This is a genomic window from Rhizobium sp. BK049, assembly GCF_014193135.1.
GTDB lineage: Bacteria > Pseudomonadota > Alphaproteobacteria > Rhizobiales > Rhizobiaceae > Rhizobium.
In genome coordinates this window covers 181,185-199,529 of sequence record NZ_JACHYV010000008.1, presented here as the reverse complement: position 1 = coordinate 199,529, position 18,345 = coordinate 181,185, and the positions used below count along the sequence as shown (strand labels likewise).

Annotated in this window: 19 protein-coding genes; 4 read left to right on the top strand and 15 right to left on the bottom strand. The window is 59.6% G+C overall.

The window, feature by feature from the left end:
• Nucleotides 1-4: 4 nt before the first annotated feature.
• The 10 genes from bamA to FHT70_RS11400 form a co-directional block, all read right to left on the bottom strand.
• Nucleotides 5-2,344 (bottom strand): outer membrane protein assembly factor BamA, encoded by a 2,340-nt coding sequence (gene bamA, locus FHT70_RS11445; protein WP_085778051.1) that lies wholly within the window; start codon nt 2,342-2,344, stop codon nt 5-7.
• Between the two features lie 202 nt (nt 2,345-2,546).
• A complete protein-coding gene (gene rseP / locus FHT70_RS11440; protein ID WP_183701031.1) occupies nt 2,547-3,674 on the bottom strand; it encodes an RIP metalloprotease RseP in 1,128 nt (375 codons plus the stop codon).
• Between the two features lie 27 nt (nt 3,675-3,701).
• A complete protein-coding gene (locus tag FHT70_RS11435) occupies nt 3,702-4,532 on the bottom strand; it encodes a phosphatidate cytidylyltransferase (RefSeq protein WP_183701029.1) in 831 nt (276 codons plus the stop codon).
• Nucleotides 4,532-5,275, bottom strand: coding sequence for an isoprenyl transferase (locus FHT70_RS11430; RefSeq protein ID WP_183701027.1), 744 nt, complete (start codon nt 5,273-5,275; stop codon nt 4,532-4,534). The genes FHT70_RS11435 and FHT70_RS11430 overlap by 1 nt, the downstream gene beginning before the upstream one ends.
• A 37-nt stretch (nt 5,276-5,312) precedes the next feature.
• A complete protein-coding gene (gene frr / locus FHT70_RS11425) occupies nt 5,313-5,873 on the bottom strand; it encodes a ribosome recycling factor (RefSeq protein WP_004678618.1) in 561 nt (186 codons plus the stop codon).
• A gap of 161 nt (nt 5,874-6,034) precedes the next feature.
• Entirely contained in the window at nt 6,035-6,757 is a 723-nt protein-coding gene (gene pyrH / locus FHT70_RS11420) for a UMP kinase (protein ID WP_183701025.1), read from the bottom strand.
• A 95-nt stretch (nt 6,758-6,852) separates the two neighbouring features.
• Entirely contained in the window at nt 6,853-7,779 is a 927-nt protein-coding gene (tsf, locus tag FHT70_RS11415; protein ID WP_183701023.1) for a translation elongation factor Ts, read from the bottom strand.
• Nucleotides 7,780-8,016: 237 nt separating this feature from the next.
• Nucleotides 8,017-8,784, bottom strand: a complete 768-nt coding sequence (rpsB, locus tag FHT70_RS11410; protein WP_003573382.1) for a 30S ribosomal protein S2 — start codon at nt 8,782-8,784, stop codon at nt 8,017-8,019.
• 233 nt (nt 8,785-9,017) lie between these two features.
• Nucleotides 9,018-9,161, bottom strand: coding sequence for a hypothetical protein (locus FHT70_RS11405; protein WP_176536260.1), 144 nt, complete (start codon nt 9,159-9,161; stop codon nt 9,018-9,020).
• Between the two features lie 169 nt (nt 9,162-9,330).
• Nucleotides 9,331-10,167: a cell envelope integrity EipB family protein gene (locus FHT70_RS11400; protein WP_183701021.1), complete on the bottom strand. Its 837-nt coding sequence runs from the start codon at nt 10,165-10,167 to the stop codon at nt 9,331-9,333.
• Between the two features lie 136 nt (nt 10,168-10,303).
• On the opposite strand from FHT70_RS11400, the gene FHT70_RS11395 reads away from it, so the two are divergent.
• The 4 genes from FHT70_RS11395 (at nt 10,304) to FHT70_RS11380 (ending at nt 13,236) form a co-directional block, all read left to right on the top strand.
• Nucleotides 10,304-10,774: a RidA family protein gene (locus FHT70_RS11395; protein WP_097598600.1), complete on the top strand. Its 471-nt coding sequence runs from the start codon at nt 10,304-10,306 to the stop codon at nt 10,772-10,774.
• Nucleotides 10,771-11,487 carry a glycerophosphodiester phosphodiesterase gene (locus tag FHT70_RS11390; protein WP_097598601.1) on the top strand — a complete coding sequence of 239 codons (717 nt, stop codon included), beginning with the start codon at nt 10,771-10,773 and terminating at the stop codon, nt 11,485-11,487. The genes FHT70_RS11395 and FHT70_RS11390 overlap by 4 nt, the downstream gene beginning before the upstream one ends.
• Nucleotides 11,488-11,565: 78 nt before the next feature.
• Nucleotides 11,566-12,756, top strand: coding sequence for a GNAT family N-acetyltransferase (locus tag FHT70_RS11385; protein ID WP_183701019.1), 1,191 nt, complete (start codon nt 11,566-11,568; stop codon nt 12,754-12,756).
• A 54-nt stretch (nt 12,757-12,810) separates the two neighbouring features.
• Complete coding sequence (locus FHT70_RS11380) at nt 12,811-13,236, top strand: HIT family protein (protein WP_085778041.1); 426 nt, start codon at nt 12,811-12,813, stop codon at nt 13,234-13,236.
• A 75-nt stretch (nt 13,237-13,311) separates the two neighbouring features.
• Here FHT70_RS11380 and clpA read toward each other — a convergent pair whose 3' ends face one another.
• The 5 genes from clpA to cysE all read right to left on the bottom strand — a co-directional run bounded on the left by clpA (nt 13,312) and on the right by cysE (nt 18,263).
• Nucleotides 13,312-15,801: an ATP-dependent Clp protease ATP-binding subunit ClpA gene (clpA, locus tag FHT70_RS11375; protein ID WP_183701017.1), complete on the bottom strand. Its 2,490-nt coding sequence runs from the start codon at nt 15,799-15,801 to the stop codon at nt 13,312-13,314.
• Between the two features lie 10 nt (nt 15,802-15,811).
• On the bottom strand, nt 15,812-16,165 hold the full coding sequence (clpS, locus tag FHT70_RS11370; RefSeq protein WP_008526939.1) for an ATP-dependent Clp protease adapter ClpS: 354 nt from the start codon (nt 16,163-16,165) through the stop codon (nt 15,812-15,814).
• Nucleotides 16,166-16,435: 270 nt separating this feature from the next.
• Entirely contained in the window at nt 16,436-16,816 is a 381-nt protein-coding gene (locus FHT70_RS11365; protein ID WP_085778039.1) for a phasin family protein, read from the bottom strand.
• Nucleotides 16,817-17,088: 272 nt separating this feature from the next.
• On the bottom strand, nt 17,089-17,292 hold the full coding sequence (locus tag FHT70_RS11360; RefSeq protein WP_008526943.1) for a DUF3126 family protein: 204 nt from the start codon (nt 17,290-17,292) through the stop codon (nt 17,089-17,091).
• A gap of 137 nt (nt 17,293-17,429) precedes the next feature.
• Nucleotides 17,430-18,263, bottom strand: coding sequence for a serine O-acetyltransferase (gene cysE / locus FHT70_RS11355; protein ID WP_064709189.1), 834 nt, complete (start codon nt 18,261-18,263; stop codon nt 17,430-17,432).
• Between the last annotated feature and the right edge of the window lie 82 nt (nt 18,264-18,345).

The window sequence follows — 18,345 nt, the reverse complement described above, 5'->3', positions numbered from 1 at the left end:
GATATCAGAATTGGTTGTTAATGCCAAACTTGAAGTTTTGCGTCTTGTCGAAGTCTTCCTTGAGGACCGGGATTGCGTAATCCAGACGCAATGCACCGAAAGGAGACTGCCAAACGACACCGACACCGACGGAAGCGCGCAGCGAGGCGTCTTCGCCCTCAATGCCGTCGCCCCTCAGGTCGACGTCGTTGCCAAACAAGGTTCCGGCGTCGGCGAAGACCGCGCCGCGCAGGTTGAAGTCGCGCGGGAAGCCCGGCATCGGGAAAGTCGCTTCAGCCGATGCGGTGAAGTATGTTGTACCGCCCAGCGGATCGTCGTTGTTGCCGGCAACGCGGGGGCCGATACCCTTGTTCTCGAAACCGCGAATGTCGCCATTTGTCAGCGTGAACTGGTCGAAGACGTTCAGGTGCTCACCGAAGCCGACGACATAACCCGCCGAAGCCGAAACCGAACCGATGATATCGGCATCGTCGGCGAGCAGGTGGTAGTAACGGGCCTTGCCGTAGATCTTGTAGAACTGCGAGTCGCCCCCGAGGCCGGCAATTTCCTGCGTCGCCGTAGCGTAGATGCCTTCGCGCGGCAGAACCGTGTCATCGAGCGTGTTGTAGGTCAGCGTCTGCGAGACGGAAGAACGTGTCCACGGGCTGTCCTCAACCAGGTGCTGATACGGAGCGGACAGATCGGAAAGATCGCTGTTGTCAGCGTCGTACTTCATCTGCTTGTAGTTATAGCGGAAGGTGGTCGCCAGATCTTCGGTGATCGGCGCCGTGACGCGCAGAACGACGCTGGTTTCCTCGTAGTCGTAATTGTCGTTGCTCGACGTTTCGCTGTGGTTGACGTCGAAGCCCGCCGCCAGGCGGTAGCCGAGGAAATAGGGTTCGGTGAAGCTGACGCCGTAGGCGCGCGAGCCTTCCTGGCCACCACCGGCCGAGATGCGGATGTACTGACCGCGGCCAAGGAAGTTCTTTTCTTCGATCGATGCTTCGAGCAGCAGACCGTCACCGCCGGCGGCATAACCCGCGCCGACACCGAACGAACCGGTCGACTGATCCTGCACGTCGACCACCACCACGACACGGTCCGGGGAGCTGCCCGGCTGCGTGGAGATATTGACGGAAGAGAAGTAACCGAGCGCCTCCAGACGACGCTTGGCCTTGGTAATCATCTGCTGATTGAAGGCGTCGCCTTCGCTCATGTCGAATTCGCGGCGGATGACATAGTCGCGCGTACGGCTGTTGCCGCGGATCTCGATGCGCTCGACATAGGCGCGCTCGCCCTGGTCGACGAGATACTCGACGCCGATCGTATTGTTGTTGAGGTCGCGGTTACCGCGCGGCGTGACGCGCGCAAAGGGATAACCGGCGGAGGCCACCTGATCGGAAATCGCTTCGATCGACTTCTGAACTTCCTTGGCGCTGTAGAGGTGGCCTTCTTTCGTGCGCACCAACGGCAGCAGCTGATCCGAGCCGACGCCTTCAACGGTCGACTGCACGGTCACCGGACCAAAATTGTAGCGCTGGCCTTCTTCGATGTTGAAGGTGAGCGTGTATTTGTTGGTTGCCTCGTCAAAGCTGGCATCGGAAGAGACGATGCGCATGTCGGCATAGCCGCGATTGTAATAGAACTGGCGCAGCGCTTCTTCGTCGGCGTGGAGCTTGTCTTCGTTATAGACGTCCTTGCGGGTCAGGAACGAAAGGAAGTTCGAACGCTTGGTCTGGATGACGGCAGCAAGGCGGCCGGCGCTATAGGCGTTGTTGCCGACGAAATTGATCGCATCGATCTTGGTGCGGTCACCTTCGTTGATGACGAAAGCAAGGTTGACGCGGCCTTCGCCCAGCGGCACCACTTGCGTCGTCACCTCGACTTCGCTGCGGCCGGTGGCGGCATAGGCATCCTTGATCGCCTGGATGTCGGACTGAATCTGCGTGTCGCTGTAAGGACCGGCAGCATGCGTCTGGACGATCGTCGCGAGCTTGTCGTCCTTGATCTTGCGGTTGCCGTTGAAGACGACCTGATTGACGAGCTGAGCTTCCTGGACATTGACGACGAGCGTGCTGCCGGAAACCGAAATCTTCACATCGGAGAAGTAGCCCGTGCCGTAAAGCTGTTTGACTGAGTTATCGATATCAGTGTTCGAGAAACTCTTGCCGGGCGTGATGGTGAGGTTCGACCTGACGGCTTCCGCGCCGACGCGGCTTGCGCCACGCACATCGATGCGCTGGATGACCGCGGCCTCGGCGGCCGTAGCGGAAACGAACGTCAAAGCACCTGCGCCCGAAGCAACAACACTAGCAGACAGCGCAACCGCCGATACTGCGTTCAAAAACTTTGAACCAGCCTTCATTTCACCTATTACCTTTTTTCCCTCGTCCCCGTCCCCGGGAGAACCCGATTCCGGTCACGTGTGTCGTTTTACCCGCTTTTGACATACAAGCAAGGGAGGGCGTTAATTTCTGTTTACTTCATTTCCAAGCGTGACCCATTCGCCACTACAGCCTTGAAACATCGTAAATAAATAGTAATTCCCTTGCCTTACGCGTTTACCCTCAGCTCAGGGTGATGTCGTTCCAGGTCGTGAAAACCATCAATGTCAATATCATTGCCAGGCCTATACGAAATGCAATTTCCTGGGCCTTGGCACCCAGCGGTTTTCCTCTGACCGCCTCCACCGCATAGAACATCAGGTGGCCCCCATCAAGTACCGGAACTGGCATCAGGTTAAGCAATCCTATCGAAACCGACAGCACCGCAGCAAGCTGCAACACTGCCCCTACGCCAAGCTTCGCCATCTGGCCGGTAGCCTGCGCCACACGGATCGGCCCGCCCAGCTGATCGGCCCGCATCGATCCGCTGAAGATGTTGCCGATATATTTGAAGGTGTCCGTGACAATTTGCCCGCTGGCGATCACGCCCTCACGCAGCGCCTGGAGCGGCGTGTAGGTCTGCAGCCGGAAATTGCCGGAGCTCTTGTCGGTGGCGATGCCGATCTGACCGACTTCCATCTTGTTGCCGAACTGATCGGTCTGTTCGACGCGCTGCGGCACCATCGGCACATCGAGCTTCTGGCCGCCGCGCTCGACTGTGACGACAATCCTTTGGCCGGGGCGCATGCCGACATAGCGGCGCACATCTTCAAACGTCTCGACCTTGCCGCCATCGATGGCAACCAGGAGGTCGCCGGGAAGGATACCGGCGGCGGCCGCCGAGCTCTCCGGCTTGACCTCGGCAACGACCGGGTCGGCGATCATGCGGCCATAGACGGTGAAGAGAACAGCAAAGATGGCGATCGCCAGCAGAAAATTGGCGATCGGACCGGCTGCGACGGTCGCGGCACGTTTCCACAGCTTGGCTCCGGCAAAGGAGCGCGCCCTCTCCTCTTCGGACATGGCGGCAAACTTGTCGCTGTCCGGTTTGCTCGACGCATCCTCGTCGCCGAAGAAGCGGACGTAACCACCAAGCGGGATTACGGAGATCTTCCAGCGGGTTTCATGGCGGTCGGTGAAGCCGAATAGTTCGGGACCAAAGCCGACCGAAAAGGCAAGAATACGAATGCCGCTCCAGCGCCCGACAAGGTAATGGCCCATCTCATGCACGAAGACGAGCAGCGAGAGCACCAGGATGAAGGTGACGATGTTCCCCATCACAAATGCGTATATGCCGGTCATCACGTCCATGGTTCCTTCCGTCGGGCTGCCGCGTCATCAGAGGCCGAACAATGCCGCGCCGAGCGACGTCATGCCAGCTCCCTTTATCTGTGAAAATGATACAGCAAGCAAGAACGCCGCAAAACAGGCGAAAATCAGTCCGTCGACGCGGTCCATGACGCCGCCATGGCCCGGGATGAGACGGCTCGAATCCTTGACGCCGAATTTGCGCTTAATGAAGGATTCGAAAAGATCGCCCGACTGGCTGCAGATCGACAGGACGAGCGCCACGCTGGCGGCGGCGACTTCGGCGCCCGGAACGAGGAAATGGGAGAGAAGAACGCCGGCTGCGACCGCAGAAACGGCGCCGCCGATTGCACCAGACCATGTCTTTCCCGGCGAGATCGACGGGGCAAGCTTCGGTCCGCGGAGCGCCCTGCCGACGAAATAGGCGAGGATATCGGTCGCCCAGACGACGGCAAAGACGAAAAGCATGGCGTAAAGACCGGGCTGGTCGTTGCTTCTGATTGCGGCGAGCGCCAGGCCGGTGGCGCCGGCATAGAAGAGGCCGACCGGGAGCCACCGGCTCGTGCCGTGCAGGATGATCAGGGCGATGCCGACGGCCGTGACGCCGGCCAGCATGCCGGCGGCGAATTCGAAATTTCCGACAAGCACGAGGAAGGCGACCGCCGCTTCGCCGATCCAGCCGACCACATTGGCGACCCAATCACGCGCAATGCCGGTTATCTTAGACCATTCATAGTAGATCAGCAGGCCGATCACCACAGCCAGGGTGCGAAAAGCAGGGCCGCCATACCAGGTGGCGACAAGAACGCTGACCGCGAGAATCAATCCTGAAACGATGCGGAGCTTCAATTCCCTCTGCATCAGGTGCCGACCGCGGCTGCCTGCGATGACAGGCCGCCGAAGCGCCGGTCACGGGAGGCGAATTTTTCCAGCGCCGAGCGGAAAATCTCCCGGCTGAAATCGGGCCAATATTCCGGGACGAAGATGAATTCGGAATAGGCGGCCTGCCAAAGCAGAAAGTTGGAAAGCCGTTCCTCGCCGCTGGTGCGGATGATGAGATCCGGATCCGGGATGCCGGCCGTGTCGAGGCGTCCGTTGATCAGTGCGGGAGTGATGTCCTGTGCCCGCAGGTGGCCGGACTCGACGTCCCTCGCCAGACTCACGACGGCGCGAGAAATTTCATCGCGCGAGCCGTAATTGAAGGCGATGACCAGCGTCAGCGCCGTGTTGTCCCTGGTGGTCTCCTCCGCCTCAAGCAGCAGGCTGAGAATGTCGCTGCGCAGGCTGTGGCGGTCGCCGATAACCTTGATGCGCACATTCTGGCGATGAAGCTCGGCCAGGTCGCGACGAATGAAAGCCTTGAGCAGACCGAGCAGATCGGAAACCTCGGCTTCGGGCCGGCGCCAGTTCTCCGAGGAGAAGGCGAAGAGGGTGAGATATTTTATGCCGGCCGCGCCTGCGGCGCGGACTGTCTCGCGTACCGCCTCTACGCCCTTGCGATGGCCCATCGTGCGCGGCAAGCCGCGCTGCTTGGCCCAACGGCCATTGCCGTCCATGATGATGGCAACATGCTCTGGCACAGTCACAAATACAGATTCCGACATTTCCCGTCCGGTCTTTCCAGGCAATGGCACAGGTCCACTAGACCTGCATGATTTCCTTTTCCTTCTCGCCAAGCAAGCGGTCGATTTCGGAAATCGTCTCGTCCGTCATCTTCTGTACGCGTTCGGATTGCGCACGGCTCTCGTCCTGGCCGATTACACCGTCCTTTTCGGCTTTCTTGAGGCCGTCCATGCCGTCACGGCGGACATGGCGAATCGCGACCTTGCTCTTTTCGGCATAGTCGTGCGCCACCTTGACGAGCGACTTGCGGCGCTCCTCGTTCAATTCCGGCAGCGGAATACGCAGGCTCTGACCGTCGACGATCGGGTTAAGGCCGAGATTGGATTCGCGGATGCCGCGTTCGACGGCGCTGACCATCGACTTGTCCCAGACGGAAACCGTCAGCATGCGCGGCTCGGGCACGGTGATGTTGGCCACCTGGTTCAAGGGCACGCGCGAACCATAGGCCTCGATCGTTACCGGATCGAGGATGTTGGCCGAAGCACGGCCGGTGCGCAGCGATGCAATGTCGCTCTTGAATGCGGAGACCGCGCCATCCATCCGGCGCTTCAGTTCCTTGATATCGATACCTTCACTCATGTCGATGCTCCCGTTTAGAGCGATGCCGAAAAGTCAGCGGCTTTCGGACATCTGATGCTCTAATTCTTTAATGTAGAACATGTTTCAGATTCAGGCCAACCGGACCTAAAGCTCGATCATGTTCTAGCGAGGGCTGCGCCGAAACCGCGGCGCGGCTTGTATCAGTTGTCGGAGACGATGGTCTTGAGGCCACCGCCCGTCAAGATTTCAGCAAAACCACCCTTCTCGTGGATCGAGAAGACGATGATCGGAATGGAATTTTCCCTGGCGAGCGCCACCGCAGCAACGTCCATCACCGCAAGCCCCCTGTCCAGCACTTCCTGGTGCGTCAGGCGGTCGAAGCGGGTCGCATCGGGGTATTTTTTTGGGTCGGCGGTGTAGATGCCGTCCACCTGCGTGCCCTTGAAGATCGCTTGGGCGCCCATTTCGGCAGCACGCAATGCGGCGGCGGAATCGGTGGTGAAGAAGGGATTGCCGGTGCCGCCAGCAAAGATCACCACGCGTCCCATCGACAGATGATAAAGGGTCGCTCGCTGCGAGAAGCTCTCGCAGATTTCCGGCATGGAGATGGCCGAAAGCACCACCGTATCGATATTCAGCTTGCGCAGGGAGGTTGCCAGCGCCAGCGCGTTTATGATGGTGCCGAGCATTCCCATATGGTCGCCGGTCACCCGATCGCCGCCTTTGGATGCGACTGCGACGCCGCGGAAGATATTGCCGCCACCGACGACGACGCCGACTTCCACGCCCATATGCCTTGCCTCGGCGATATCAGATGCAATGCGGTCCGCCACCGCGACATCGATCCCGAAACCCTGGGCACCCATGAGCGCTTCGCCGGAAGCCTTGAGTAGAACGCGTTTATAGACAGGCTCTAAAGACATCTTGGCTCCTCGTAAATTGCCGTGAATGCCCGATACACGAAGGGCACCGCGTTGTCACGCGATGCCCTGGCGTTTTCCCAATTATGGCTGAAAGATCAACCCTTGACGGCAGCCGCAACTTCGGCTGCGAAATCGGTCTCTTCCTTCTCGACGCCTTCGCCGAGCAGAAGACGGGCCATGCCGGCAACTTCGATCGGAGCGCCGGCGGCCTTTTCAGCTTCCTTGATGGCGGCTGCGACGGTGAGATCCGGATTGATGACGAAAGACTGCGAGAGAAGAGCAACTTCTTCGAAGAACTTGCGCATGCGGCCTTCGACCATCTTTTCGATGATGTTGTCGGGCTTGCCCGACGCGCGCGACTGCTCGATGAAAACGTTGCGCTCGCGCTCGGCGACGGCGGCATCGACTTCTTCCGGGCGGATCGCCAGCGGCGCGGTCGCGGCAATGTGCATGGCGACCTGGCGGCCGATTGCGTTCAGGGCTTCCTTGTCACCGGTCGACTTCAGCGCGACGAGAACGCCGAGCTTGCCGAGGCCGTCGGAAACCGCGTTGTGAATATAGGTGGCGACGATGCCGTCCTCGACGGACAGAGCGATCGAACGCCGCAGGTTCATGTTCTCGCCGATCGTTGCGATCGCATCCTTGATCGTGTCGGAAACGGACTTGCCGGATGCCGGATAGGTTGCGGCAGCCACCGCGTCGACAGTGCCATCCGTCGAAACGGCGACCTTGGCGATGCCGCGGACGAGATCCTGGAAGGCATCGTTACGGGCGACGAAGTCGGTTTCGGAGTTGACTTCGACGACGACGGCCTTCGTGCCTTGGCTCGAAACGCCAACGAGGCCTTCGGCGGCGGTGCGGCCGGACTTTTTGTCGGCCTTGGCGATGCCCTTGGCGCGCAGCCAGTCGATCGCCGCTTCCATGTCGCCATTGGTTTCTGCAAGAGCCTTCTTGCAATCCATCATGCCTGCGCCGGTCTTTTCGCGCAGTTCCTTCACCATTGCAGCCGTAATCTCGCTCATTATCTTCCTCTTGTCGGTTCAAACGGTGGACCGCAAAGCGGCGCGGCACCGGATTGAGGCACGAAATGTACCTGTATGTATGACAGCGTGATGAAGACGCGCCATAACGAAACTTTATTGGCGGAACGCCTGACGCCTCCGCCTTGAAACAGGTAAGGCCGCCGAACTTCGATGAGTCGCGAGCGGCCTTCCCAGTCTATGCAAGCTTCGACGGAGTTTTGTCTCCGCCCGCCTTCATCAGCCTTCGGCTGCTTCCTCGAGAGCCGGCTCGACCGGAACTTCGGAGGATGCGCCGAGATCACGGCCGGAAGAGCTCTGCTGGCGCGCAATGCCGTCGATGGCCGCGCGAGAGATCAGCTCGCAGTACAGGGCGATGGCACGCGATGCGTCGTCGTTGCCCGGGATCGGATAGTCGATCAGGTCCGGATCGCAGTTCGAATCAATGATGGCAACGACCGGGATGCCCAGGCGCTTGGCTTCGTCGATCGCGATCTTTTCCTTGTTGGTGTCGATGATGAACATCAGGTCGGGCGTGCCGCCCATATCGCGGATACCGCCGAGAGCCTTGTCCAGCTTTTCGCGTTCGCGCTCGAGGTTCAGGCGTTCCTTCTTGGTGAAGCCCTGCGCTTCGCCGTTGAGGATCTCGTCGAGCTTGCGTAGGCGCTGGATCGAGTTGGAGATCGTCTTCCAGTTCGTCATCATGCCGCCGAGCCAGCGCGAGTTGACGTAGTACTGGGCCGAGCGCTTGGCGCTGTCGGCGATGATTTCGGAAGCCTGGCGCTTGGTGCCAACGAAGAGAACGCGGCCGCCACGGGCAACGGTGTCGCTGACAACCTGAAGGGCGCGCGACAGCATCGGAACGGTCTGAGCCAGATCGATGATGTGAATGTTGTTGCGATCGCCGAAGATATACGGCTTCATCTTCGGGTTCCACCGATGGGTCTGGTGGCCGAAGTGGACGCCTGCTTCAAGAAGCTGACGCATAGAAAAATCAGGCAATGCCATGCCTTGTTACTCCTTTTCCGGTTGAACCTCCGCAAGACGAACAGCACCCTCGTCGAGGATGCCACCGGCGGAACAGCCCGGATTTCTCCCGGACGATCCCATGCCTTACGTGTGGAATGCCGGTGCCCATACATTCCGTCGGGCATAAAAGCAAGGGAAACATTCCATTCGGCATAAAAACAAGGATTATGCCGAATTTCCGGCCGACTGCCCTGCCCTGAAAATGCCGCCGCTCAGCTTGCGAGTGTCGGCAGCAGCGCCAGCACGACGCCGGCATCGGGCATCGGCAGGACGGCGTCGATCTCCGCGGGCAGCAGGCTGGTGATCGCGCTGTCGGCGTTTCCGCCATAGTGAGGCTTTCCAGGCTTGCGGCGCACATTGGTCTGGAGGCCTATTGCGCAACTGCAGGCCCCGTCGCAATGGACTGGCCGCTGGAATCGCTCCGATCACAAGAGCAGGACGACAGAAGGCGACTCAATCATCGCTGGTCGCCGACACAATAATGAACTTTGTGATACAGTTTTATGACAGTGGAGAAACGGCGGCCTACTTGCAGACCTCAGCCTTGTGATCGAGCAGCTCGAGCTTGGCTAGCTTCCCGGTCAGAACGAAATCGCCATAATCCATCGTCAGGTCCCGGGTGATGCCGTTCTCGTAGAGCTTGAACGACATGCGATAGACCGGCAGCGAATCCGATTTTGCATTCTCGTTGAAATAGGCGATGGTCACCGGCCAGAAGGCCGTCTTCGAGAAGGCACCGGCATTGCCGGCATCGGCCTCCTCGGCAGCAGGCGTTTCCTGCTTGCCGACGATCGTTGTCGTCACCAGCGACTTGTCGCCGTCATCGGAACCATCGAAAACGCGGGCTTCGAAGAAGCGTTTTCCTTCTTTGGCGTTCTGGATCACATCGAGCATGTGTTCTGTCGGAAAGCGGCTTTCGCCAAGCTGCAGCTCGCGGCTCGCCGGCTGCTTGAGATCGACTTTGACGCCATTGGCCTGATTCTCGGCCGCGCCGTTAACCTCCTTGTCGAGCTGGTCGTCGGTGAAGGATTTGGTGTCGAAGGTAAACTTGCGGTCCTTCAGGTTCTCGAAGGTCTTTGTCTGCTGATCGCTGACGCGTACGCTGTCGCCAGTGTCGATCTGCGTCACGAAGCGGAAATTTGTGGTGAAGCCCTGGCAATAGTTGCCGTCGAATTCATAGACCATGCGCCCGTACATGGAGGCGATGCCGGAGCGGTCCGACGCATCTTTCAATTCCAAATCGTAGACCGCGCGATGGGCGACGAGGCCGGTCGCGATCGCAGCACTTACCGCAGGCGCAGCCGCCCATGCGTGGGCGGAAAGGCCGGCGAGAAGCAGAGCGGCTAGACTCGATCGGAACATTCATTCACTCCTATTGGACTCGGCCGCGATGTTATATGAACTCTTTCGGCCAAATCGAGGCTCGAAGCTGTCATATTAAAGATTCTAGTCTTGATGCATAATTTTGGAAACATTGACAACAAAAGCGGAGACGAAAATGTCCAATGAAATTGCTGGACGCTTGAGCGAGATGGGGATAACCCTGCCCGAAGCCGCAGCACCCGCCGCAAATTACGTTCCCTATGTCATCAGCGGCAATCTTCTCTACATCTCCGGCCAGCTGCCGCTCGAGGGCGGCAAAGTCGCCGTATCGGGCCATCTCGGCAAGACCATCGACGTTGCGAGCGGCCAGCGCGCCGCCGAACTCTGCGCCATCAACATCCTCGCCCAGGCCAAAGCTGCGCTCGGCGGCGACCTCGGCCGCATCCGGCGCGTCATCAAGCTGAACGGTTTCGTCGCCTCGGCGCCCGACTTCATCGAGCAGCATCTCGTCATCAACGGTGCTTCGAACCTGATCGCCGGTGTGCTTGGCGAGGCCGGAAAACATGCGCGCGCCGCCGTCGGCATGGCCGCTCTGCCGCTCAACGCCGCCGTCGAGATCGACGCTATCATGGAAATCGCAGAATGACCAATGCGGACTGGATCAAGGACGTGCCGGTCGCCCATCGCGGCTATCACGACCTGAATAAGCTTGTCTGGGAAAATACGCTCTCGGCCTTCTCGCGCGCTGTCGAAGCCGGCTTCGCGATCGAATGCGACCTGCATTACGCCTCCGACGGCGTACCGATCATCTTTCATGACGAGGATCTTCAGCGTCTGTGCAATCTGAACGGCGACGTCCGCGAGCGCACCTCCAGGGAACTCGGGCTGATCGCCGTCGGCGGCACGGGAGACAAGGTGCCGACGCTCAGCCAACTCCTCGATCTCGTCCAGGGCAAGGTGCCCCTGGTGCTGGAGCTGAAGGGCCGTGAGGCCGACGACGAAGGCTTTGCTGAATCCGTGCTCGAAGTGCTTGAGGGCTATGAGGGCAAGGTCGCGCTGATGAGCTTCGACCATTGGCTGCTGCGCGATCTAAAGGCGCTTGGCTCGCCCTACCCGCTCGGGCTGACCGCCAACGGCAACACGCCGGAGGAGTTTGAGACCCATGCCAAGGCGATGCAGATCGGTCTCGATTTCATCTCCTATTATTATGACGACCTGCCGAATGCCTTCATCACGGGCGAACGCGAAAAGGGCATTCCGGTGATTACCTGGACGGTGCGAGACGAAGAGGCGCGCCGGCGCACTTTCGCCAATGCAGACCAGATGACCTTCGAAGGTTTCGACCCGCGTGCGGTTTGACGCTCGCTTTTTGGCCAAGATCATGCGCAGACTGAAACAGAGCCGAGACCCTCCTCCCACAGGCTTCGCATCCGCCGCATGACCGATGAACTGTCCATTCGCGTAGAACGCTCCTTCACCGCGATTTCCCCGGAGAGCTGGTCCAGGCTTTCCGGGGCGTCGAAGGGTGGCAACACGCTTGCCTACAATCCTTTCGTTTCGCACGCCTTTTTGTCGTCGCTGGAAGAGTCCGGCTCGGCCACAGCCGAAACCGGTTGGCTCGGCCACCACCTGTTACTCGAAACCGATCGCGGCGAGTTGATCGGCGCCCTGCCCGGCTACCTCAAAAACCACAGCCAGGGCGAATATGTCTTCGACCACGGCTGGGCCGACGCTTTCGAGCGGGCCGGCGGGCGTTATTATCCCAAGCCGCAGTGCTCGATTCCATTTACACCCGCGACCGGGCCGCGTCTTCTCGTCGCCGAAGGGTTGCAGCGTCTGCCGATCCAGAGCGCGATCGCCGAAAGCCTGAAGGAGGTCGTGCGCCGGCTCGACATCTCCTCGGCGCATATTACCTTCGTACCGGACGAGGAGATCGGCGTCTTCGAGATGGACGGCTATCTACACCGCACCGACCAGCAGTTTCATTTCATCAATGACGGCTATGCCAATCACGACGACTTCCTTGAAACGCTCGCTTCGCGCAAACGCAAGGCATTGCGCAAGGAGCGCCGCGCCGCGCTCGAAACCGGCATCAGCATCGACTGGCTGACCGGCCGTGATCTGACGGAGCGGATCTGGGACCAGTTCTTCAAATTTTACATGGATACCGGCGGCCGCAAATGGGGCCGGCCCTATCTCACCCGCAAATTCTACTCGCTGATCGGCGAGCGCATGGCCGACGATATCCTGCTCGTCATGGCCAAGCGCGACGGACGCTATATTGCCGGCGCAATCAATTTCATCGGCGGCGATACGCTCTACGGCCGTCACTGGGGCTGCATCGAGGACCACCCCTTCCTGCATTTCGAGGTCTGCTATCACCAGGCGATCGACTTCGCCTTGGCGAAGGGGTTGAAACGGGTCGAGGCCGGAGCGCAGGGCGAACATAAGCTCGCTCGCGGCTACCTGCCGGTGACGACGCACTCCGCTCATTATGTCGCCCATGCCGGACTGCGCCGCGCGATCGGTGATTATCTCGCGCGCGAGCGCGCCGATGTCGAGCAGATGAGTGAGCTGCTGAGCGAGCACAGCCCCTTCCGCAAGGGTGAGCGTCAGCAGGAGGATTGACGCCGCCCCGGCGAGCGCGCTACCCGATCAAATGGAACGTGAGGAGATTTCGCGATGACCAGCGCCTATGACGACAACAATATTTTCGCCAAGATCCTGCGCGGCGAAATTCCCTCGCACCGAATCTACGAGGACCAGCATACGGTCGCCTTCATGGATGTGATGCCGCAGGCGCCGGGCCACGTGCTCGTCGTTCCGAAGGCGCCTTCGCGCAATATCCTCGATGCCGATCCCGCCACCCTCGTCCATGCCATTACCGTCGTTCAAAAGGTCGCCCAGGCGGTCCAGCAAGTTTTCGACGCCGATGGCGTGTTCATCGCCCAGTTCAACGAACCGGCGGCCGGACAAACGGTGTTCCATCTGCATTTCCACATCATCCCCCGCCATGAGGGTGTGGCGCTCAAGCCGCATTCGGGCAAGATGGAAGATGGCGCCGTGCTTGCCGCCCATGCCGAAAAGATCCGGGCGGCCCTTGCATAACGCGAATTCCTGGCAACGACGGAAACAGAAAAAGGCCGCGGATACCGCGGCCTTTTCCGATTCGGTGACGAACTCTCACTTCTTGCGCGGAACCTTGGGAACCGTGCTTCCCTTCTTGGGGGCGTCGCGGACCTCAGGCTCGGCCTGCGGGACCGTCTTTGCGCGGGCCTTGCGGGCCGTCTTCGTCTTCAGCTCGCCATCATCCTCGTCGTCGGTTTCGGTATGGACGACCTCGGCCTCCGGCTTCGGCTTGATCGGCGCCGTATCCGGAATGGCTTCCAGCAGGATACCGGGCTTGCCGTCTTCCTTCGGGCCGACGGTGACGTTGACGACGCCGCCCTTCTTCAGCTTGCCGAAGAGGATTTCGTTGGCGAGCGGCTTCTTGATCGTGTCCTGGATTACCCGGGCCAGCGGGCGGGCGCCCATCTTCTCGTCGTAACCCTTCTCTGCAAGCCAGGCGATCGCATCCTCATGCAGGTCGAAGGTGACGTTCCTTTCGGAAAGCTGGGCCTCCAGCTGCATGATGAACTTCTGAACGACCTTGTGAATGACCGCCGTCGGCAGCGCCGCGAACGGGATGATTGCGTCGAGACGGTTGCGGAACTCCGGCGTGAAGAGACGGGTCAGCGCCTCCTCGTCCTCGCCGGTGCGCTTGGACGAGCCGAAGCCGATGGCCGCCTTGGCCATTTCGGAGGCGCCCGCATTCGTCGTCATGATCAGGATGACGTTGCGGAAGTCGATCTTCTTGCCGTTGTGGTCGGTCAGGGTGCCATGATCCATGACCTGCAGCAGGATATTGTAGATATCCGGATGCGCCTTCTCGATTTCGTCGAGCAGGACCACGCAGTGCGGATGCTGGTCGACGCCATCGGTCAAGAGGCCACCCTGGTCGAAGCCGACATAGCCGGGAGGTGCGCCGAGCAGACGCGAGACCGTATGCCGCTCCATATATTCCGACATGTCGAAGCGCAGGAGCTCGACGCCGAGCGACGCCGCCAGTTGCTTTGCCACCTCGGTCTTGCCGACGCCGGTCGGACCGGAGAAGACATAGGCGCCGATCGGCTTGTTCGGCTCGCGAAGGCCGGCACGCGCCAGCTTGATCGATGTCGAAAGCGCTTCGATCGCGATGTCCTGTCCGTAGACCACCGAACGCAGTTCCTGCTCGAGATTGGCAAGCACGGCCTCGTCGTCCTTGGAGACGGTCTTCGGCGGAATGCGGGCCATCGTGGCGATCGTCGCCTCGATCTCCTTCTCGGTGATCAGCTTGCGGCGCTTCGACGGCGGCAGCAGCATCTGGGCCGCACCCGTTTCGTCGATCACGTCGATCGCCTTGTCCGGCAGCTTGCGGTCGGAGATGTAGCGGGCCGACAGCTCGACGGCCGACTTGATGGCGTCGTTCGAATAACGCAGATGATGATATTCTTCGAAATAGGGCTTCAGCCCCTTCATGATCTCGATCGCATCATTGATCGACGGTTCGCTGACGTCGATCTTCTGGAAACGACGGACCAGCGCCCGGTCCTTCTCGAAGAACTGGCGGTATTCCTTATATGTGGTCGAACCGATGCAGCGGATCGCGCCCGATGACAGGGCTGGCTTCAGCAGGTTCGATGCATCCATCGCCCCGCCCGAGGTGGCGCCGGCACCGATCACCGTATGGATTTCGTCGATGAAGAGGACGGCGCCCGGATATTCTTCCAGCTCCTTGACGACCTGCTTCAGCCGTTCCTCGAAGTCGCCGCGGTAGCGCGTGCCAGCAAGCAGCGTGCCCATGTCGAGCGAGAAGATCGTCGCATCGGCGAGCGCCTCAGGCACCTTGCCTTCGACGATGCGCTTGGCCAGACCTTCGGCGATCGCCGTCTTGCCGACGCCGGGATCACCGACATAGAGCGGATTATTCTTCGAACGGCGGCACAGGATCTGGATGGTGCGGCTGACCTCGGCATGACGGCCGATCAGTGGGTCGATCTTACCACCCTTGGCCTTCTCGTTGAGATTGACACAATAGGCTTTGAGCGCATCCTGCTGCTTCTTGGGGCCGCCCTCTTCCTCCCCGCCGCGCGCCGTCGGCTTGCTCTCGGCCTCCTCTTCGGCGCCGCGCGGAGTACGGGTCTCCGACGCGCCCGGCCGCTTGCCGATGCCGTGGGAGATGTAGTTGACGGCATCGTAGCGGGTCATCTCCTGCTCCTGCAGGAAATAGGCGGCATGGCTTTCACGCTCGGCGAAGATCGCGACGAGCACGTTTGCGCCGGTCACTTCTTCGCGGCCGGATGACTGCACGTGGATAACGGCACGCTGGATGACGCGCTGGAAGCCGGAGGTCGGCTTGGAATCCTCGTCGTAACCGGTGATCAGATTGGAAAGTTCGTTATCGACATATTCGACGAGCGTCTTGCGCAGCGCGTCGAGATCGACATTGCAGGCGCCCATAACCGCGGCCGCATCGGCATCGTCGATCAGGGCGAGCAGCAGATGCTCGAGCGTCGCATATTCATGATGCCGCTCGTTGGCAAAGGTCAGTGCCTGATGGAGCGCCTTCTCTAAACTAGGCGAAAATGTTGGCACGTTCAGATCCTCACTTCTTTTCCATGACGCATTGCAGCGGATGCTGGTGCTGCCGGGCGAAGTCCATCACCTGGCTGACCTTCGTTTCCGCTACCTCGTATGTGAATATTCCGCACTCGCCGACGCCGTGATTGTGGACATGGAGCATGATGCGGGTGGCACTTTCACGATCCTTCTGAAAAAAACGCTCCAGAATATGAATGACGAATTCCATGGGCGTATAATCGTCATTCAAAAGCAGCACGCGATAGAGGTTGGGCTTCTTGGTCTTCGGCTTGGTGCGCGTGATGACCGAGGTTCCGCGATTTCCGTTGTCCCCGTTCCTTTCGCTGTCGTTCTGCATCCGGATCGGCTTTGCGATCATTGTCATTCATTCCTCGATCAATCCGGCGGAGCATGGGAGGGTGCTTTTCCCGCCGAATATCTGAAACACTAACTTAGTTCATAATGGGCCGATTTTAAGCCCCCTGTCAGACACTGCAATCAAGAAATGCCGGCGTGCACGGGAAAGACCCAAAATGTCCCCGGACGGTCCGACGCAGCAATGAAAGTGGAAACAAAAAAGACCGGCTACAGGTGCGTAGCCAGTCTTTATTTTTCAATATGTAGCGCAGGTTGCGCTTTTGACGTTGCTTCAGGCGGCAGCGGGGGTCGCCGGCTGCGGCGATTTCGGCGACTTGACTACGCCAGCGGCAGCAGCAGCGATCGGCGCCTCATAGGGCTTGTAGGCGGATTTGGCGAGATCGGCATACATTTCGCCGAGCTTGGTCGTTTCGGACACGAAGCTCTCATAGGCCGATTTGACGTAGCCGGTCTGCAGTTCGAAAGCGGCCTCGAAGCTCCTGACGCCTGCCAAGGTTTCAAAATGCGTTACGGCATCCTGAAAGGACTTTTTCGAATATTCAGCGGCTTCCGCGGCGATCGCCTGAAAGCCCCTGGTCGTCTCGGAATAGGTTCTCAGCGCCGTGTCGACGGCTTCCTTGCTCTTTTTGTTGGCTTCGTCAAAGTTGAACATGGCCATCCTCCGTTGGGCTGTTGGATGGCGGCAGGGTAGCCGCAACGCACAAATAGTCAAGTAGTCTTGTGCGACGCAAAACATCTCAAGGTTGCGTTACAGCAATAAGACAAAGCGAGCGCGCCGGTGAACGTACCTCTTTAACGGTTTTTGCTAATATATGGCATATCGTCACAACCAGACGTTTTAAAAAAAATTTGATTCGGCAGCGAAAAAAACAAAAAAACCGGGCGGATGTCGCCGCCCGGTCCACTTCAAGCTCTCATGCGCGATCAAAGATCGACGTCGAGGATCGCCATCGAAAAGTTGTAGGAGCGGTCGCCGTCCTCGTCATCGACATAGACGACGCCCAGAAATTCTTCGCCAAGATAGACTTCCGCAGAATCATTCTTGCGCGGACGCGCCTTGACGACGATCTGCGGGTTGAGCGTACGTTTGAAGTAGGCGTCGAGCTTCTTGATTTCTTCTGGCTTCACTCTGTCATCTCCGTAAGCGGCCTTGATTGGCCGCTTCTTGCACAGGAAAAGGAGCGGTGTAAAGGCGGGGGCGCCGCTTGGCGATGACTGTCCCCGCTCAGGTTCCGTCGCTTATTCTGTCTTTCCAGCGCCGACACTCAGATATCGGCGCCGATTACCTGATCCATATTGCGCGACGGCTCGGAACAACCGGCCTCGCCCACAACCTTGGCCGGCACGCCTGCAACCGTCTTCTTGGGGGGCACCGCCTTCAGCACCACAGAGCCGGCGGCGACGCGCGAGCAATAGCCGATCTCGATATTGCCGAGGATCTTCGCACCGGCGCCGATCATGACGCCGCTGCCGATCTTCGGGTGGCGATCGGCGCCCTCCTTGCCGGTGCCGCCGAGCGTCACGCCGTGCAGGATCGAGACATTGTCGCCGATGACGGCCGTCTCGCCGACGACGAGGCCGGTGGCATGATCGAGGAAGATGCCCTTGCCAATACGCGCAGCCGGATTGATGTCGGTCTGGAAGACGCTGGAGGATCGGCTCTGCAGATAGAGCGCGAAATCACGCCGGCCACGGTTCAAAAGCCAGTGCGCGAGTCGGTGCGTCTGCAGCGCATGAAAGCCCTTGAAGTAGAGCACCGCTTCCATGAAGCGCAGGCAGGCGGGATCGCGGTCGTAGATGGCCTGGATGTCGACGCGAAGAATGGAGCTCCACTCCGGCCAGTCGAGCAGCATTTCCTCGAAGGTCTGACGCAGCAGGTTCGCCTGCATATCCGGATGGTCGAGACGTTCGCAGATGCGGTGGATGACGCATTCCTCAAGCGAATGATAATTGATCACCGTCGAATAGAGGAAGGCCGCGAGAACAGGATCCTTTTCGGCCGCGATCCGTGCTTCCTCGCGCAGGCTGTCCCAGATGGGATCCATCACCTTCAGCGGATGGCCAGTTTCAAAAGCACGGATATCTGTCTTGGCGACCATCGCCGCTCTCCTCGTTGCCAGCCGGAATGCCGTTTCGGAATGCCCATATATAGTGGAAAACGCCAATAACATAAATGGGTGC